This window comes from Gordonia sp. BP-119 (assembly GCF_016924115.1).
GTDB classification, from domain to species: Bacteria; Actinomycetota; Actinomycetes; order Mycobacteriales; family Mycobacteriaceae; genus Gordonia; species Gordonia hongkongensis.
Map to the genome: position 1 here is coordinate 276,404 of NZ_JAFFZF010000001.1, position 17,637 is coordinate 294,040.

Here is a 17,637-nt window from a genome sequence, read left to right on the forward strand (position 1 = left end):
TCCGGCAGGGAAGGTTGCCGGTGGAACCGACTGCGCGCGAGGATGAGACGTCGTTGCGGGAGCAGGTCGCCGCGCTGATGCCGCAGGCGAGATCGGATCTCGCGGAAATGGTCCGGTTCCGGTCGGTGCACGCCCCACAGCAGTTCCCCGTCGAGGAGTGTGACGGGATGGTCGACTGGCTGCTGGCGGCCTTCGGTGCCGTCGGCGTCGACGACGCCGCCGCACATGTCACCAGCGACGGCAGCAAGGCGATCACCGGGTCCATTCCCGGCCCGGAGGGTGCTCCGACCGTCCTGCTCTACTTCCACCACGACGTGCAACCGCCGCTCGGTGACGACGAATGGGACTCTCCCGTCTGGGAACTGACCGAGCGGGGCGGGCGGTGGTACGGCCGCGGAGCTGCCGACTGCAAGGGCAACATCGCCGTGCACCTCACCGCGTTGCGCGCACTCGCCGGCCGGGCCGGGGTGACGGTGAAGATCATCGGCGAGGGGTCCGAGGAGCAGGGGACGGGAGGCCTCGAGGACTTCGCGGTCCGCAATCCGGACTTGCTTGCCGCCGATGCGATCCTGATCGCGGACTCCGGCAACTTCGCGGTCGGGAAACCGAGTCTGACGACGACGCTGCGCGGCATCGCGAACGTCGTCGTGTCCGTGGAGACGCTGGGGTCGGCGATGCACTCCGGAATGTTCGGCGGGGCCGCCCCGGATGCACTCGCGGCGCTCATCTCGATGCTCGCGACCCTGCGTGACGAGCACGGCAACACCACCGTCGCCGGACTCGATGCCGACGCCCGGTGGCCGGGTGTGTCCTACCCGCCCGACCGATTCCGCAGCGATGCAACGGTTCTCGACGGGGTCGACCTGGTCGGATCGGGATCGGTGTCCGACATGGTGTGGGCGCGCCCGGCCGCGACGGTGCTCGGCATCGACTGCCCGCCGGTGGTCGGATCGTCGGCGGCGGTGCAGCCGCGGGCGCGGGCGCGCATCAACCTCCGCGTGCCACCGGGGATGGACCCGATGGTTGCGCAGGACGCGCTCGTCGAGCACCTCCGTCGCGTCGCGCCCTGGAACTCACGGGTGTCCTTCGAGCGCGAGGCGGTGGGCGCGCCCTTCGTCGGATCCACCAGCGGTCCGGCGTACGACACGCTCACCGGCGCCCTGTCGACCGCCTACGACAGCGAGGTGCTGATCCAGGGGCAGGGTGGATCGATCCCGTTGTGCAACGTTCTCCAGTCGCTGTACCCCGACGCCGAGATCATGCTGTTCGGCGTCGAGGAACCGCGGTGCCTGATCCACGCACCCAACGAGAGCGTCGACCCGTCCGAGATCGAGCGGATCGCCCTGGCCGAGGCGCTCTTCCTGCGCGACTTCAGGTACCGCTGAAGCGGTGTAGCAGAGCTGTTTTGAGTTCCGGGCGGCTCGCGGCCACCAGGACGAACGCGGCTTCGCGGAACAACCGTTCGGAATCGCTCCCGCGCACGACGCCGCGGCCGCCGTCCGCGGACACCAACGCGGCCGCGGCGTCGAGCGCCAGAGCCGCGGCGTCGGCCCGGGCCGCCAGCAGTGCGGTGGCATCAGCCATCCCGGCGTCGAGCGCGGTTCGGACGACGTCGGCGCGCTCGCGCAGCGCCCGCCCCTCCCGGTGGTGGCCGCCGACATCGAGCAGTGCCGCACAGCGCCGCACCAGACCAAAGGGCAGGGTGCCGTTCAATCGGACGCCGACGTTCTGGGTCGCGAAGAATTCCGCGAGGCCCACGCGCGTGACCTCGCGATCGAACGGGACCATCAGACCGTCGACCCGTAGGGACACCGTGGTCGTCGCGGCGGCGGCGGACAGATCCACGGGCGTTGCCCGGACCGCTGCGGACGACCTGCCGCCGACCAGGTCGGGCATGCGCAGGATCGCGGAGATGACGTCATCGGTCGCGGCGTCGCGCGCCGAGATCTGGAGCAGGTCGACGACACCCCAGCCGCTGACGAACGGCGCATGCCCGTTCAGGAGCCAACCGTCGTCGGTGCGCGTCGCGACCATCCGTGGTGGCGTGGGGACGACTCCGGCGTAGGCGACGCCCGCGCGTAGACGTCCGCTCACGGTCGCGTCGAGGAGTTCGCCACGTAGCTCGTCGTTGGTGCTCCGGGCGAGGGACAGGACGACGCCGTGGTGCTGGATCCAGGTGAAAGCGGTGGCGAGGCAACCACTGGTGAGCACTTCGAGGATCTCGGTGACCTCACCGAATTCGAGTCCCGGCCCGCCGGCCTCGACCGGCGCCGCGATGCCGTACAGGCCGGCGTCGGCCAGCGCTCGCCAGTGGGATTCGGGGACCGCTCTTGTGCGGTCCACCTCGCCGGCCGCCGGGAACAGGACCTCGTCGGCCACCCTGAGCGCTGCTGTTCGCAACTCGGCTCGTCGCTCGCCTCCGGCGTCCTGGGTGGTCACGACTCTCACAGTACGACGAGTGTCCGGGCCGGCAGGGAAGTTGGACGACTGACCGACTCCGCCGTCGCGGCCGTTCACGGAAGTTCGCGTCGCGCAGCACAATCGCGGGACCGGGATCCTTGAAAGTGGGACCAAAGGCCCAAGACCGCAGGTGTGACCGTCGATAAACTCGTGTATCGGGTGGGAGCATTCTCTCGCGTGGAAGGAACCCAGGTGACCGCAGTCCTCAATGGTCGTGACGTTCAGTCGATACGTGTTGTGCCGGAATCGGTTTCGAGTGTAGTACGGTCGGACGTCCGGACGAGTGAGCGGTACCTGCGTGCCGCGGTCGCCGACCTCATCGAACAGAATTTTCGTGATCCCGACTTCAGTGTGGAGGTCGTCGCCCGGCACCTGCACGTGAGCCGCCGGCACCTGTACCGGGTGCTCGCCGGTGGCACCACGTCGCTCGCCGAGATGATCGCCGATCGACGTCTGGAGTGGGCGGAGGGGCTGCTCTTGGGTCCGGGCAACCTGAAACTCGAGGCCATCGCCCACGCGTCGGGATTCGCCTCGACAGCGACGATGCGCAACCGCTTCCGGTCGAAGTTCGGCTGCACCCCCGACGAGTTCCGCCGGATGGCGCCGGCGTCGGGACCGGACGCCGAAGCCGGCTGAAACACCTCCGGCGCAGACCTTTTCAAGTCTGCGCCGGAGTCGTCGTCACCGTCTGGCGTTGACCGTCACACCGTGCAGAGCGGTGAATAGTCGCTGCGACCACCGGTGGTCGGCGAGACGAGGAACGTGCACGGGTTGTACCCGACCTTCTCGATCTCCTTGGTCAGGCGACGCAACTCCGAGTTGGGGACCACCTTGTCGCGCGACAGCAGGAATCCCGATCCGCGCGAGGGGTCCCCGACGATCGCGTACCGGTACGGCCCGGCGGGATCCGGCCCGTCTTCGAGGTAGGCGACGATGTAGTTCGGTGCGCCGCCCGGGTTGATGCTGCCCGGTGTCTGTGGGAACCGGACGCTCAGTTGGGCATTGGTCTGCGGGTCGACGACTGTCGCACGGCCGACGACGCCACCACGCATGCCGGTGGGGCCGGTGCACCGGTTATCGACGCCGATCGTCTTGGCGTCGATGTAGGTGTAGGTCGCGCTGGTATCCCGGGCGCAGGTGACCCCGAAGAAAGACGGCACGGTGGCGAGCTGCCACCACTTGCCGAGGTAGCGATCCACCTCGACCTTCGCCACGGGGGCCAGCGGCGCGGCTTGCGCCGGACCCGTCCCGGCGGCGAGGCCGACGCTGAGGAGGACGCCGGCGACAAGGGCTGCGAGGGACCGGGTGATGCGCATGGTGTTCCTTTCGGGCGGTTCGTCGTCGCGCTACCCAGGTGGAGCAGCGTCACCAGACGATTCGGACCGGATGCGCGTCGTGGATTGGTTACCCCGCAGCCCTCGTCTCAGCGAACTGTCGTCACCGCGTCAGAGCGGTCGGTCACAGGTTGTATTCGTTGTTGGGGTTCCAGGTGGAGACAGCCCAGATCACGATCAGGTCCAGCACGATGATCAGGATGGCCCACGCCGGGTAGTAGGGGAGCCACAGGAACTGGGCGATGATCGACAGCGAGGCGATGATGATCGCGGAGATCCGCGCCCAGTCGGCGCCCACCGCGAGACCGCCGGCGACGAGGACCCCGACGATGCCGAGGATCAGGTGGATCCAGCCCCAGGTGGTGAGGTCGAACTCGAAGATGTAGTTCTGGCCGGCGACGAACAGGTCGTCGTTCGCGATGGCCGAGATGCCCTGGAAGATCGAGACCAAGCCGGCCACGAAGAGCAGCGCGGCGGCCACGATCGCGATACCGAAGGCGAAACCCTGCTTGGCCGACGAGTTGGCCTGCTGATCGGGGGAAGCGCTCATTGTTTGGCGTGTCCTTTCAGTGGTTGTGCGCCGACTCCTTGGTCCCGACCGACGGCGCGGCGGCACTGGTACGGATGGACCACATCAAGGATGGGGTGTGCGACTCTCCTCCGCACGGGTTTCAGCCAGACCGGACGCATCTTTGACCAGGCGATTTAGTAGTCGGCCGGGGCGGGGTATAAGCTATCGCAGGCTACACACGGGGTGTGGCGCAGCTTGGTAGCGCGCTTCGTTCGGGACGAAGAGGTCGTGGGTTCGAATCCCGCCACCCCGACGCAAGGTTGAGATTGCAGAAGAGACCCTGACCTGGAGAAATTCGGTCGGGGTCTCCTCGTCTCTGGAGGTCCCGGCTGGGATCGCGTTGCGATTTCTTCCGGTTACCGGGACAAACCGCAACGTGAACCCGAAGGTCACTCCGGTTCCTCGGCCGACGACGACCGGCCACCGATGTGGGCCAGGATGATCGGATCGTCGGTGACGACGCGGTCCACCTCCTCGCCACCGTCGCAGCGCAGCAGACCCAGGGTGATTCCATCCGGTCCGTGATGGACCACCCGCCACGACGCCCCCGAATCTTCCCAGCGCAGCAGGTCGTCGAGTGTCATCGGGACGGGCCGGTCACCGACGGGCTCAGCTGCCGCGCGAGGTCGAGGAGATCCGTCGCGTGGAAGTCGTTGTCCGGCGAGCCGGAATCATCCTTCTCGTCCCCGCCCCACTCGTCCGGCCGCTCGACGAAGGCCGTCCGCAGGCCGAAGGAGCGCGCGGCGTCGAGATCGCTCTGGTGGGTGGCCACCATCATCACCTCGGCGGGCTCCACCTCGAGCAGATCCGCCAGCCCGCAGTAGGTCTCGCGCGCAGGTTTGTAGTGCCGCCAGAGGTCGGACCCGCCGATCACGTCCCAGGGGAACGCGTTGTACCGGGCCATGTCGGTGAGCAGTGCGACAGTGCCGTTGCTCAGTGCGCAGACGATGTGATCGCGTTTGAGGAGTTGCAGACCCTCGACCGCGTCCGGCCAGGCCGGAATCGTCCGCCACGCACGGACGAGGGTGCGGGCCTGATCGTCGTCGAGTGTCAGTGCAAACAGCGAGGCGACGTCGTGCAGCGTCTCGGTCTGCAGGTCGTCGAGGCGACGCCACGGCAGTTCGCCGGATTCCACGCGAGCCAGGATCGGCGAGTACCGGCGTCGCCACTTCTTGGCGAACGCCGCTGCGTCGACCTCCGGTGCGATCGCGCCGACGGCGCCGGAGATCCCGGTGAACCAGTCGGTGACCGTCCCGAAGGTGTCGAACGCCAGGACCTTCACGCGGGGATGAAGGTCAACGCTCACATGGTCTCCCGGGCCAGCTGCGGGAGCGACTGGTCGGCGTCGTAGTCGGCATCACCGTGCGACACAGGTGTGAGGGTGAGCAGGCTGGCCTCGGGGCGGCAGCAGAAGCGTGCCGGGGCGTACGGGGACGTGCCCAGACCCGCACTCACGTGGAGCTTCATCGACGACCCCCAGCTCGACGGACCCTTGACCCGGGAGCGATCCAACTGGCAGTTCGTCACCAACGCGCCGAAGAACGGCAGGCAGAGCTGGCCGCCGTGCGTGTGTCCGGCCATCACGAGGTCGTAGCCGTCCGCGGCGAACCGGTCGAGGACCCGCGGTTCGGGGGAGTGGGTGAGTCCGAGCCGCAAGTGTGCCAGCGGGTTCGGGCGGCCCGCGATCGTCTCGTAGCGGTCTCGCTCGATGTGGGGATCGTCGACGCCGGCCGCGACGACCCGCACGCCGCTGACCTCCAGCTCGCGGACCGTGTGCGTCGCGTCGAGCCATCCACGCTCGGTGAACGCCGCACGCAGATCCTGCCACGGCAGGGGCTCGCCGTGCGTGCGCTGATGGTCCTTCTTGAAGTACTTGAACGGATTCTTCGGCTTGGGGCCGAAATAGTCGTTGGACCCGAAGACGAACAGGCCGGGCCGCGACAACAACCCACCGAGCGACTGGATGACCGACGGTACGGCCTGCGGGTGCGCGAGATTGTCCCCGGTGTTGACGACGAGGTCGGGTTCGAGCGCCTCGAGCTCGGCGATCCACGCCTGCTTGAGCCGTTGGTTGGGCATCATGTGCAGGTCACTGATGTGCAGGACACGCAACGGCGAGGCGCCCGGTTCGAGAACGGACAGCGTCGTGTGTCGTAACGCAAAGGCGTTGCGCTCGATCACCGTCGAGTAGAGCAGACCGGCGGCGGCGAGCCCCGCCACGCCGGCCAGAGCGCGCGCGGGTACCCCGGAACCGGACGGACCGAGGCGAGAGATGCCGAGGCGTGCGATGTCGAGTTCGGAGTGCTGCATCACCCCAGAATACGCATCCCCGACGACGATCCCGCCCCGGTTTGCGGAGCGGGCCGTACCCACACCGCGGGTCAGCCGGGTAGCTGGATCACCACCGGGCCGACACCGGGTACCACGACGGTGGTCTCGGTGGGGCCGCCCTCGTCACCGTCGGCGCGGCGGCCGTTGCTGACGTAGATCGTCACGGTGCTGCCGGGCATGGCCGAGTCGGACGGTGCGGTGAAGACCACGGTGCCCTGCGGGCGTCCGCTGTCCACGTCGAGCTCGCTGACCTTGAACCCGGCACCCTGCAGGCGTGATGTGGCCTCGCTGGCGGGTAGGCCGCTGACCTGCGGTATGCGGCCCCGGTCGCTGCCGTTCCAGTATTCGCGGTCGATCGGGGGCAGGTTGACGGGGCCGAACTTCGTCGCCACCGGTTTGACGGCCTGGAACCAGGTGCGCGCCGGTTCCATGCCGCCGTAGAGGTCGCCGTCGTAGCAGGAGCGCAGCGGACTGCTGCAGACGCCCTGCGGGTTCGGGCCGTCGCTGTAGACGTACGCGGCGCCGGCGATCTGGTTGGTGAACCCGACGAATGCCGAGGAGCGGTGCGCTTCCGTCGTGCCGGTCTTACCCGACATCGGCAGCGTCCAGCCCGCGGAGCCCGCGGCACCGGCCGCGGTGCCGGCGCCCACGTCGTCCTTGCTCATGGCGTTGGCCAGCGAGTGTGCCAGGCCTTCGTCCACGACCTGCTCGCACGGAGGTGGCGTGAACGGCACCGCGGTCAGGGCGCGCCGGCCGTCCGGTCCGATGACGGGGTTGCCGTACTGGTCCCGCTTGATCTGGCTGATCGACTTGATCGGGTTGGGCGGGCACCAGGTGCCGCCCGACGCGATGGTGGCGGCGACGTTGGCGAGCTCGAGGCCGTTGAGCGGTAGCGGGCCGAGGGTGAAGGAGCCGAAGTTCCCGTCCTTGACGTACTGGGCCATGCTCTTCTCGCCGTAACCCGACGACCCGGGGATGGTGTACGAACGCAGGCCCAGGCGAACGGCCATGTCGACCGCCGGCTTGACGCCGACCTGCTGCAGCAGCTTCACGAAAGCGGTGTTCGGCGACTGTGCCAGGGCGTTCGTCACCGACATCGACGCCGGGTAGCGGCCGTCGTTCTTGACGCAGTACGCATTGGCGGGACACCCGTTCGCCCCGCCGCTGTTGCCCATGCCCTCGACGGCGATGGACCCGGGGACGGGGATGGTGGAGCCGGCGCCGAGACCCTTCTCCATCGCGGCGGCGACTGTGAAGATCTTGAATACCGACCCGGCACCGTCGCCGACCATCGAGAAGGGTTGCGGCTGCATCGTCTCGCCGCGGTTGAGATTGAGACCATAGTCGCGGCTCGACGCCATCGAGAGCACGTCGTGCGATTTCTTGCCCGGACGCAGGGTGCTCATCACGTCGGCGACGCCGTCGGCGGTTGGGCTGGCCTGACTCTTCACCGCGCGGACCGTGGAGCGCTGGACCTCGGGGTCGAGCGTGGTCTGGATGATGTAGCCGCCGCGCAGGACCGAATTGCGGGACATGCCGTTCTCGGCCAGGAACTGCAGGGCGTAGTCGCAGAAGAAGCCGTTGTTGTCGGCCGCGATGCAGCCCTGGGTCGGGGTCCGCGGACTCGGGAGCACGCCCAGGGGTGCCTCCTTGGCCGCGACGAGCTCGGCGCGTCGTTCCGGGAAGTTGTCGATCATCGTGTCCAGCACGATGTTCCGGCGCGCGAGGGAGGCTTCGGGGTTCGAGTACGGATTCAGCGCGGAGCTGGACTGCACCATGCCGGCCAGCAACGCGGCCTGCTCGACCCGCAGGTCCTTGGCGGGGATGCCGAAGTAGGTCTGCGCGGCGGCCTCGATGCCGTAGGCGTTGTTGCCGAACGGGACGACGTTCAGGTACCGCGTGACGATCTGCTTCTTCGCCTCCTGCTTGGCGGCGGCGTCGTCGAGTCCCTTGTCGCGTTTGGCCTGGTCGATCAGGGTCTGCTCGAGGGTGAGCGCCATGCGCACCTCGCGGAGCTTGCGCGCGGGCGTGGTCTCGATCGCGGCCTGGCGGTCCGCCTCGGTCCGTGCGAGCACCAGGAGCTGATAGTTCTTGATGTACTGCTGGTCGAGCGTCGACGCACCCTGCTGGACCTCGCCCGACGACGAGTTCTTCAGCGCGGCACGGATGGTGCCCTTCCAGTCGACACCGTCGTGTTCCAGGAACCGGCGGTCCTCGACGGAGATGATCGCCCGGATCATGTCGGGCGAGATGTCGTTGTAGCCGACCTGATACCGGTACTGGTCGAACAGCACCGCGATCGGCTTCCCGTCGACGTCGGTCATCGTGGTGACCTCCGGCAACGTGCCGTTGAGCAGTTCGGAGGACACGTTCTCGACAGCGGCCGCCGCCCGGTTGGAGACGACGCCGATTCCGCTGGCCACGGGGTAGAGCAGGCCGGCGACGAGAACTCCGGCCAGCAGGCTCGCCCACGCCAGCGACCACAGTTTCTTCGACATCACCCCGACAGGATACGTGCGTTGGTTCCGAACATCGTCCTGCCTCGCCCGCGGCATCGGCGCAGCGTGGTCCCGAGCCGACGGTCGGGGGTGCCCGCGGGTCGCCGGGCGGAGGTGCCGGAGGCCGCCGTCCGCGGGCCGTCCGTTCGGGTGAGTTTGCACGGTTGTCCCACTTTGTTCGCTCCAGGGGTTGCGCCCCCAAGCACAGATCCCTAGATTGAGTGCAGAATGTGACTCACTTAACAGTTCGCTGCAAATGTGGCTTGAGCAGCGAGGTTGAGACGTTCTCGCAGCTACGCAGATACGACAGGTAGGGGTGGCGGATGGCGACAGCGGCAGTTTCCAACGAAGAGGATCGCTTGGCGTGGGTTGCTCAGGCGCGTTGCCGAGGGGGAGACCCTGATGATCTGTTCGTGCGGGGCGCGGCCCAGCGCAAAGCCGCCACGATCTGCCGCCACTGCCCGGTGCAGCTCGAATGCGGTGCCGATGCACTCGACAACCGCGTCGAGTTCGGCGTCTGGGGCGGACTGACCGAACGTCAGCGTCGCGCACTCCTCCGCCAGCACCCCGAGGTCACGTCCTGGTCGGCGTTCTTCGCCGCGCAGCGCCGGCGTCATCGCGACGCCGTCTGACCTCTTCTCCGCCGAGCCGTGTCGAGGGGTTTCGACACGGCTCGTCGCACGCTCCTCGCCTGCTCAACCAGCGGGGTGCGGTCTCGGCGCACGCCTCGCCTGCTCAACCAGCGGGGGGAACGGCTCGTCGCACGCTCCTCGCATTCTCAACCAGCGGGGGACGGCTCGTCGCGCTCGGTGATCAGCCGCGGCCGGTGATCTGCTCGGCCACCGCGCGCAGGGCGGTCACGTCGGCCACCTCGAACGGCAGCGCCGGGACCCCGACGATCGGCACCCGCGGGTGCGACGCCGTGAACCGTTGCAGCAGATGGAGTTCGCGCTTCCCGGTGGCGGCCCGATCCGCGTGAATCCGGAGTACACCGCGAGCCAGTTCGTCGGTGACCGATTCGAGGGCGACCAGCGCTGCCTCCTCGTGGATCGACGTCAGGTTCGGGTGGGTCCGGTTGAGGATCAGTCCGGCAAGCGGCATCGACTCCTCGGACAGGCGGTCGACGAAGAACGCGGCCTCCCGCAGGGCATCGGCCTCGGCCGCAGCCACCACCGCGAACTGGGTGCCCGGCTGTTTCAGCAGGGCATAGGTCTTCGCGGCGCGGTCCTGGAAGCCGCCGAACATCGAGTCCAGTGACTGCACGAAGGTCGCCACGTCGCGGAGCATCTCGCCGCCGATGATCGTCGAGACACCCCGCATGGCCAGGCTCATCGCGCCGGTCACCATCCGGCCGACGCCGCGACCGCCGCCGACCAGCACCTTCATCAGACGCCCGGACAGGAACGACCCCAACCGCTGCGGGGCGTCGAGGAAGTCCAGTGCGTTGCGCGACGGCGGGGTGTCGACGACGATCAGGTCCCAATGGTCCTGCTCGAGGAGCTTGCCGAGCTTCTCCATCGCCATGTACTCCTGCGTCCCGGAGAACGACGAGGCGACCGTCTGATAGAAGGCGTTCTGCATGATCGCCTCGGCGCGTTCGGGAGTGGAGTACTCGAGCACCATCTCGTCGAACGTGCGTCGCATGTCGAGCATCATCGCGTCGAGCGTGCCCTTGCCGTCGATCGCGACCGGCTGCGGGTCGTTGGTGAGTTCGGACATCCCGAGCGACTGCGCCAGGCGCCGGGCCGGGTCGATCGTCAGCACGGCCACGGTCCGGCCCTGTTCGGCGGCGTACATCGCCATCGCGGCAGCAGTCGTCGTCTTGCCGACTCCGCCTGCGCCGCAACAGATCACGACGCGGGTCGCGGGGTCGATGAGCACCGCGCCCATCTTGAGGTCGAGTGGCATCACGCACCCGCTTTCTGGAGGAGGTCGGCCAGCTCATAGATCGACCCCAGGTCGACGCCGTCACCGAGGGACGGCAGTTCGAGTGTCGGCATCTCCACCTCGTCGAGCTGCGCCTTTGCGATCTGCTGCGCCTGCAGGCGGGTCGCGTGCTCGATCGTCTCGGTGAGCAGGCCGGCCAGGTCCCCGTCGGCGAGCTTGAGTCCGGCGGCGGTGAGGCCGTCCTCGACACGCCCCGCGTCGACCCGACCTTCGGCGATCTCGTCGATCACCTCGGCCGGCAGGTGGGGTTCGCTGACGCGGTTGATGACGAGACTGCCGAGGTTGAGGTTCTTGCCCCGCAGTTCGTCGATCGCCTCGATCGTCTCCTGGATCGGCATCGCCTCGAGGAGCGTCACCAGGTGGATGATCGTCTCCTCCGAGTGGAGCAGGCGGACGACACCTTCGCTCTGGTTGCGGATCGGGCCGGTCTTGGCGAGGTCGGCCATGGCCTGGGTGACGTCGAGGAAATTGCCGATCCGGCCGGTCGGCGGCGCGTCGACGACCACCGCGTCGTACACGCGGTTGCCCTGCTTGTCGGTGTGGATGATGCGCTCTTTGATCTTGCCGGTGAGCAGGACGTCGCGGAGTCCGGGAGCGACGGTCGTCACGAAGTCGATCGCGCCGATCCGCTTCATCGCGCGGCCGGCGAAGCCGAGGTTGTAGAACATGTCGAGGTACTCGAGAAGGGCGTGCTCGATGTCGATGGCCAGCGCGGACACCTCGCCGCCGCCCTCGGCGGTCGCGATGCGGGTGTCGGTGGGTGGCAGCGGCGGGATGTCGAAGACCTGCGCGATGCCCTGGCGACCCTCGGTCTCGACGAGGAGGACCTTCTTGCCGTCGGCGGCGAGCGCGAGTGCGAGCGCCGCGGCGATCGTGGTCTTGCCGGTGCCGCCCTTGCCCGTCACGAAGTGCAGGCGAGCGCGCGCGGCGGCCGCCGGCCACTCGTTCTCGCGCGCGACGGAGGAGTTGTCTGTCACGCCGGAATCGAGCGCCTCACCCGACCCGGATCGTGAGCCCTGTTCGTTGGCCACCGCAACACCTTATCCATTGACCGTCGCCAGATAGGGTGAGTCCATGAGTGAAGTCACCGCGTGGGAATACGTGACCGTGCCGCTGCTGACGCACGCCACGAAGCAGATCCTCGATCAGTGGGGCGCAGACGGTTGGGAACTGGTGTCGGTTCTGCCGGGTCCCACCGGCGAGCAACACGTCGCCTACCTGAAGCGACCGAAGGGCTGACATGGCGACCACGTGGACCGATCGTCTGGCCGAATCGGGCGTCGAACTCCCGTCCGTGGTGCCGCCGGTGGCGAGCTACACCCCGGCCGTGCGCACCGGCAACCTCGTCTACACCTCGGGGCAGCTGCCCATCGTCGACGGTGAACTGTCGGCGCGGGGCAAGGTCCACGAGGGCGCCGAAGGCGTCGTTCGGCCGGACGAGGCGACGGCAGCAGCCCGGGTCTGCGCGCTGAACGCGCTCGCCGCGATCCACGCACTCGTCGGGATCGACTCGGTCGTCCGGGTGGTCAAGGTCGTCGGGTTCGTCGCGTCCGCACCGGGCTTCACCGGTCAGCCGGCGGTGATCAACGGGGCTTCGGACGTCCTCGGTGAGATCTTCGGCGACGCCGGTGTGCACGCCCGGTCCGCGGTCGGCGTCGCCGAACTCCCGCTCGGTGCGCCGGTCGAGGTGGAACTGATCGTCGAAGTGGCCTGACGTCTCCATTGGACGTCGCGCTGCTGGTCGTGGCAGCCGCCGCGGCCGGGTGGGTCGACGCCGTGGTCGGCGGCGGTGGCCTCGTCCTGATCCCGGCGATGCTGATCGCCCAGCCGGGGTTGCCGATCGCGACGGCCCTGGGGACCAACAAGCTGGCGGCGGTCTTCGGGACCGCGTCGGCAGCGTGGCGTTACGTGCGGCACGTCCGGATCGATCTTCGTCGCCTGATCCCGGTGTTCGTTGCGGCGCTCGCCTTCTCGGCCCTCGGCGCGACGGTGGCCGTCGTCCTGCCCACCGAGATCTTCACGCCGATCGTGCTGGTCATGCTGGTCGGCGTCGGACTGTTCGTCGCGCTCAATCCCGGCTTCGGGACTGACGCGTCGACGGGACCGCGCTCGCGCGTCTCGACGATCGCGGGCCTCGTGCTGGCCGGTGTCGTCGTGGCCTTCTACGACGGGGTGATGGGTCCCGGGACCGGTACCTTCCTCATCATCAGCCTGACCGCGCTGGTCGGGACGAGTTTCCTGGAGAGCTCGGCGATGGCGAAGGTCATCAACACCGGTACCAACCTCGGCGCCCTCACGGTCTTCGGCCTGCAGGGAAATGTGCTGTGGCTCTTGGGTCTCGGCCTGGCCGTCGCCAACATCGTCGGCGCCCAGATCGGCTCGCACATGGCGATCGGCCGCGGCAGTTCGTTCGTGCGGTGGGTCCTGCTGGCCGTCGTCGTCGTGATGGTGGGGAAGCTCGGGTACGACCTGATCGTCGGCTGAGGTGGCCGGACTCGGCGGACAGCGCTGTGGAACGGCATCGGCCGAACTATGCTCTCCTCGTCGACCCCGCAGCGGACGGGTCGCGACCCGATCGTCGTAGAGGCGGTGCATCATCAGCGATTCGACGGCTTCCGAGGCCGCGACGCCGCTGTCGGGAAAGCAGCGGGTCCTCGCGCTGCTCCTCGCGATGGCGATGTTCGTTCTCGTCGTGGACACCTCGTTCATGAATGTGTCCATATCGGCGGTGGTCCGTGATCTGGACACGACCGTGAGCGGTGTGCAGTCGGCGATTGCGCTCGAGGCGTTGGTGTCCGCCGCGTTCATCCTGATCGGGGGCAAGGTCGGGGATCTGATCGGTCGCCGGCGGGCCTACGTGATCGGTTTGCTCGCCTATGCCGTGGGCGCGTCGGCCATGGCGCTCGCACAAGGTCTCACGACGATCATCGTCTTCTGGGCGATCGTCGGCGGGATAGGGGCTTCCCTGCTCCTGCCCGCGATGCAGTCGCTGGTACACGGCAACTTTCACGGCGGCGACCAGAAGCGGGTCTACGCCCTCGTGGGCGCCGCCGCCGCGATCGCGGCCGCCGTCGGCCCGCTCCTGGGCGGTTTCATCACCACATACCTGTCCTGGCGGATCGCCTTCGTCGGTGAGGTCGTCATCATCGCGATCGTGTTGTGCGGCATCGGTTTGGTCCGCGACGTCGAGTACACGGGTCCACGGGGAGTCGACCCCGTCGGTGCTCTGCTCTCGGTGCTGGGAATGGGTGGGATCGTGCTGGGGATCCTCGTCTGGCAGGAGGGCGGTGAGGCCGTCGGCATCCTGCTGGTCCTGGGTGCCGCGGGTCTGGGCGGACTGACCTGGTGGCTGACCCGCCGGCGGCGCGCCGGGCGGCCCACGCTATTGGACCCGGACCTGTTTCGCTCCAAGCCGTTCCGCCTGGGCGTCAGCCAGCAGTTGCTGCAGCAGATCGCTCTCGGCGGCATCATGATCTCGCTGCCGATCTATCTGCAGATGGTCCTCGAGTACGACGCCATGGAGGCCGGGTTGTCCCTGGCGCCCCTGTCGCTCAGCATGTTCGCGGTCGCGCTGGTCGCCGGTCGGCGGACACACACCCGGCCCCCGTCGACGGTGGTGCTCATCGGTTTCGGCTTGCTCACGCTCGGGGTCGCGGTTCTGCTCCCGATCGTGCCGCGGGCGGACTTCGGCTGGGGTCTCGTCGTGCCACTCGTCGTGGCGGGTGCCGGCCTGGGGCTGCTCGTCTCGCAGCTGAACGACTACACGCTCGGGCCGATGAGCGACGAGCGTGTGAGCGAGGCGGCCGGAACCAACTCTGCGGCCGGATCATTCGGTCTGTCCTTCGGACTCGCGAGTGCCGGTGCGATCCTGTTGGCCTCGCTCGCCTTCGGATTCGCGCGCGAGGCAGAGTCCAGCGAGGTCCTGGCGCCCGCGGAACAGCAGCGGGTGGCGCAGGTGCTCGACGACGACGCACAGGTCATGAGCAATACACAACTGACCGAGTTGCTGGCCGGGCAGCCCACGGACGTAAGCGACGAGATCATCCGGATCAACACCGAAGTCCGGCCGGTCGCGCTACAGGTGGCGCTGGTGGTCCCACTCGCTGCGGGTGTTCTCGGCACGATCAATTCGCTGCGGATGCGGAGCAGACCCGGTCGTCCGCGATCATGAGTGAGAACGTCGCTCTGCAACGGCGGACCATCGTCCTGCTGTGCACGGCCCAGATCCTGGCCGGACTGTCGATGGGCGGAGCCCTGGCGCTTGGGGCGATCCTCGGTGAGGAACTGTCGGGAACGGCGTCCCTCGCCGGCATACCGACGACCGTGGTCACGCTGGGGGCCGCGGCCGCCGGTCTCCCGTTGGCGTCCCTGGCCGCCGGACGCGGGCGGCGTCCCGCGTTGACCACGGGCCTGGTGATCGCCGGGGCCGGTTCGCTGGTCGTGGCCGCCGCCGTCGATCGCGGCTGGTTCGCGTTGATGCTCGTCGGGATGGCCGGGGTGGGGTCGGGCACCGCGGTGAGCCTGCAGGCACGTTTCGCGGCAACGGATCTGTCGTCGGCCGGCACTCGTGGCCGCGACCTCTCGCTCGTGGTGTGGACGACGATGGTCGGCGCGGTGATCGGGCCGGCGGTGGTCCCGATCGGCGCCACCGTCGCCGGGTGGTTCGCGATGGCCGATCTGTCGGGTCCGTTCCTCGTGGGTGCGGTCGGGTGCCTCGGGGCGGCGGCCGTGCTGTTCGTCGGCCTCCGCCCCGACCCGCTGGTCGTGGTGACCTGCGAAACGGACGGGGGTCGTGTCAAAGTGTCGCTGGCCGAGGGGCTCTCGGCGATCACGCACTCGCCGCCGGCGCGGGCCGCGATGGCCGCGGTGGTGTCGGCGCACGCGGTCATGGTCGGGGTGATGGCGCTGACGCCGGTCCACATGCATCACGGGGGCGCCTCGGTGACGCTGGTCGGCCTGTCGATCAGCGCGCACATCGCCGGGATGTACGCGCTCGCACCGGTGATGGGCCTGCTCGCCGACCGGACCGGCCGGATCCCGGTGATCCTCGGCGGTCAGGCGACACTCGTCGTCAGCTGCGTCGTCGGATTCGTCTTCGCGGAATCGCAGACGGGTCTCGTCGTCGCGCTGGTCCTGCTCGGCGTGGGATGGTCGGCGTCGACGGTGGCGGCCTCCACGCTCCTCACCGACAGTGTCGACACCGCGCGACGCGCACCGGCGCAGGGGGTTTCGGACACCGCGATGAGTCTGGCCGGCGCGGCCGCGGGCGCGCTCTCCGGACTCGTCGTCGGGGCCTTCGGCTACGGGGTTCTGGTGCTCGGCGCCGCCGTGATCGCGGTGCTCACGGCGGCCTACGTGGTGCTCGACGGTGTCCGCGACCGACGACGGACCGCCGTGGCCTAGGGGTTCGACACACTGATCGGGCGGTCACAGTGCGCCCACGATGGTCGACCGGTGGTTCGACTCGGCATGGTCGGATCGTCGGGCTTCGCCCGGTTCTCCGCACCGAGTGGATAGGCTCGGGGACCATGAGCTCACCGAACGACGCCGCACCCACGCACCCTGCCTACGGGGTGCTGCGGGAAGTGACCCCCTTCGCGTCGGTCCTGCTGTGCGACAACTCCGGGATGATGGAACTCGACGGCACGAACACCTACGTGCTGCGCGCTCCCGGCAGCGAGGAATGCGTGGTCGTCGACCCGGGACCGCCGAAGTACAAACACCACGCCCGGCGCCTCGCCGAATTGCCCGGGGTCGCACTGGTCTTGGTGACCCACCGGCACTTCGACCACACCGGCGGGGTGTCGCGCCTGCACAAGCGCACGGGTGCGCCGGTACGCGCTCGGTTGGAGAAGCACTGCCGCAACGGGGCGCCACTGCGGGACCGTGAGGTGATCGAGGCCGCGAGTCTGCGGATCACGGTGCTGTTCACCCCGGGACACACGGGGGATTCCGTCAGCTTCCTCGTCGAACACGACGGACAACGTGCGGTCCTGACCGGCGACACGATCCTCGGGAGTGGCACGACCGTGCTCGATCCCGCCGACGGCGGGTTGCGCGACTATCTGAACTCGCTGAACCGCCTGATCGTCGAAGGGGAAGGGGCGGCACTCCTCCCGGCGCACGGTCCGGACCATCCCGATCTGGGCCCCGTCGCGCGGTACTACAAGGCGCATCGCGAGGAGCGGATCGACCAGATCGTCGCCGCTCTGGACACGATGGGTGTCTCGGCCCGCGACGCGAAGCCGATGAAAGTGGTGCGCAAGGTGTACTCCGACGTCGACAAGAAGCTGTGGCCCGCCGCGCGGATGTCGGTGAAGGCGCAGTTGGAGTATTTGCGCGAAGCCTGACCCTTCGAGGCTCGCTTCGCTCGCACCTCAGTATCTGCGGCCTGGCGGCCGTCGTGGGGGTCGAAGAGTTCGTGCTGGTCACCGGCGCGTGGGGGGTTGATAGTGGAGGGGTGGGATGCGGTGACCTTGAATTCCTCCCTTGTGCC

The 17,637-nt window shown here is 68.5% G+C and carries 18 protein-coding genes and 1 tRNA gene; 10 read left to right on the top strand and 9 right to left on the bottom strand.

The window, feature by feature from the left end; genetic code table 11:
- The first annotated feature begins 20 nt into the window (after positions 1 to 20).
- Complete coding sequence (locus tag JW364_RS01205) at positions 21 to 1,385, top strand: dipeptidase (protein ID WP_205333170.1); 1,365 nt, start codon at positions 21 to 23, stop codon at positions 1,383 to 1,385.
- On the opposite strand, the gene JW364_RS01210 is transcribed toward JW364_RS01205, so the two are convergent.
- Positions 1,372 to 2,439 carry an acyl-CoA dehydrogenase family protein gene (locus tag JW364_RS01210; protein ID WP_065630668.1) on the bottom strand — a complete coding sequence of 356 codons (1,068 nt, stop codon included), beginning with the start codon at positions 2,437 to 2,439 and terminating at the stop codon, positions 1,372 to 1,374. The two genes, JW364_RS01205 and JW364_RS01210, sit on opposite strands and share 14 nt — an antisense overlap.
- A 213-nt stretch (positions 2,440 to 2,652) precedes the next feature.
- Between JW364_RS01210 and JW364_RS24485 the strand changes: the two genes are divergently transcribed.
- The gene (locus tag JW364_RS24485) at positions 2,653 to 3,096 is read left to right on the top strand and encodes a helix-turn-helix transcriptional regulator (RefSeq protein ID WP_065630695.1); all 444 of its coding nucleotides are present in this window, start codon (positions 2,653 to 2,655) and stop codon (positions 3,094 to 3,096) included.
- A 65-nt stretch (positions 3,097 to 3,161) separates the two neighbouring features.
- Here the strand turns inward: JW364_RS24485 and JW364_RS01220 are convergent, their stop codons facing one another.
- On the bottom strand, positions 3,162 to 3,776 hold the full coding sequence (locus tag JW364_RS01220; protein ID WP_159369924.1) for a lipocalin family protein: 615 nt from the start codon (positions 3,774 to 3,776) through the stop codon (positions 3,162 to 3,164).
- Positions 3,777 to 3,918: 142 nt separating this feature from the next.
- Entirely contained in the window at positions 3,919 to 4,344 is a 426-nt protein-coding gene (locus JW364_RS01225) for a hypothetical protein (RefSeq protein WP_058251076.1), read from the bottom strand.
- Between the two features lie 200 nt (positions 4,345 to 4,544).
- On the opposite strand from JW364_RS01225, the gene JW364_RS01230 reads away from it, so the two are divergent.
- Positions 4,545 to 4,618: transfer RNA gene (locus JW364_RS01230), tRNA-Pro, on the top strand.
- 136 nt (positions 4,619 to 4,754) lie between these two features.
- Here JW364_RS01230 and JW364_RS01235 read toward each other — a convergent pair.
- The 4 genes from JW364_RS01235 to JW364_RS01250 form a co-directional block, all read right to left on the bottom strand.
- On the bottom strand, positions 4,755 to 4,949 hold the full coding sequence (locus JW364_RS01235) for a hypothetical protein (protein ID WP_058251077.1): 195 nt from the start codon (positions 4,947 to 4,949) through the stop codon (positions 4,755 to 4,757).
- Complete coding sequence (locus JW364_RS01240) at positions 4,946 to 5,671, bottom strand: haloacid dehalogenase type II (RefSeq protein ID WP_247451100.1); 726 nt, start codon at positions 5,669 to 5,671, stop codon at positions 4,946 to 4,948. The genes JW364_RS01235 and JW364_RS01240 overlap by 4 nt, the downstream gene beginning before the upstream one ends.
- The gene (locus tag JW364_RS01245; RefSeq protein WP_159369925.1) at positions 5,668 to 6,675 is read right to left on the bottom strand and encodes a metallophosphoesterase; all 1,008 of its coding nucleotides are present in this window, start codon (positions 6,673 to 6,675) and stop codon (positions 5,668 to 5,670) included. Before JW364_RS01245 ends, JW364_RS01240 begins: the two co-directional genes overlap by 4 nt.
- Positions 6,676 to 6,746: 71 nt before the next feature.
- Positions 6,747 to 9,194 (bottom strand): penicillin-binding protein, encoded by a 2,448-nt coding sequence (locus JW364_RS01250; protein WP_205333204.1) that lies wholly within the window; start codon positions 9,192 to 9,194, stop codon positions 6,747 to 6,749.
- A gap of 323 nt (positions 9,195 to 9,517) precedes the next feature.
- On the opposite strand from JW364_RS01250, the gene JW364_RS01255 reads away from it, so the two are divergent.
- Positions 9,518 to 9,826, top strand: a complete 309-nt coding sequence (locus tag JW364_RS01255; RefSeq protein ID WP_004022078.1) for a WhiB family transcriptional regulator — start codon at positions 9,518 to 9,520, stop codon at positions 9,824 to 9,826.
- A 181-nt stretch (positions 9,827 to 10,007) separates the two neighbouring features.
- Here the strand turns inward: JW364_RS01255 and JW364_RS01260 are convergent, their stop codons facing one another.
- On the bottom strand, positions 10,008 to 11,102 hold the full coding sequence (locus JW364_RS01260; RefSeq protein WP_068969833.1) for an ArsA family ATPase: 1,095 nt from the start codon (positions 11,100 to 11,102) through the stop codon (positions 10,008 to 10,010).
- Entirely contained in the window at positions 11,102 to 12,172 is a 1,071-nt protein-coding gene (locus tag JW364_RS01265) for an ArsA-related P-loop ATPase (protein ID WP_058251082.1), read from the bottom strand. The genes JW364_RS01260 and JW364_RS01265 overlap by 1 nt, the downstream gene beginning before the upstream one ends.
- A gap of 43 nt (positions 12,173 to 12,215) precedes the next feature.
- On the opposite strand from JW364_RS01265, the gene JW364_RS01270 reads away from it, so the two are divergent.
- The 6 genes from JW364_RS01270 (at position 12,216) to JW364_RS01295 (ending at position 17,491) form a co-directional block, all read left to right on the top strand.
- Positions 12,216 to 12,380 (top strand): DUF4177 domain-containing protein, encoded by a 165-nt coding sequence (locus JW364_RS01270; protein ID WP_004022081.1) that lies wholly within the window; start codon positions 12,216 to 12,218, stop codon positions 12,378 to 12,380.
- Position 12,381: 1 nt separating this feature from the next.
- Positions 12,382 to 12,855, top strand: coding sequence for a RidA family protein (locus JW364_RS01275; protein WP_165630707.1), 474 nt, complete (start codon positions 12,382 to 12,384; stop codon positions 12,853 to 12,855).
- Positions 12,856 to 12,863: 8 nt separating this feature from the next.
- Positions 12,864 to 13,625, top strand: coding sequence for a TSUP family transporter (locus JW364_RS01280; RefSeq protein ID WP_165630705.1), 762 nt, complete (start codon positions 12,864 to 12,866; stop codon positions 13,623 to 13,625).
- Positions 13,626 to 13,812: 187 nt separating this feature from the next.
- The gene (locus tag JW364_RS01285; protein WP_307814673.1) at positions 13,813 to 15,312 is read left to right on the top strand and encodes an MFS transporter; all 1,500 of its coding nucleotides are present in this window, start codon (positions 13,813 to 13,815) and stop codon (positions 15,310 to 15,312) included.
- The gene (locus JW364_RS01290; RefSeq protein WP_165630703.1) at positions 15,309 to 16,544 is read left to right on the top strand and encodes an MFS transporter; all 1,236 of its coding nucleotides are present in this window, start codon (positions 15,309 to 15,311) and stop codon (positions 16,542 to 16,544) included. The genes JW364_RS01285 and JW364_RS01290 overlap by 4 nt, the downstream gene beginning before the upstream one ends.
- A 125-nt stretch (positions 16,545 to 16,669) precedes the next feature.
- Positions 16,670 to 17,491 (top strand): MBL fold metallo-hydrolase, encoded by an 822-nt coding sequence (locus tag JW364_RS01295; protein ID WP_068969827.1) that lies wholly within the window; start codon positions 16,670 to 16,672, stop codon positions 17,489 to 17,491.
- Positions 17,492 to 17,637: the final 146 nt, after the last annotated feature.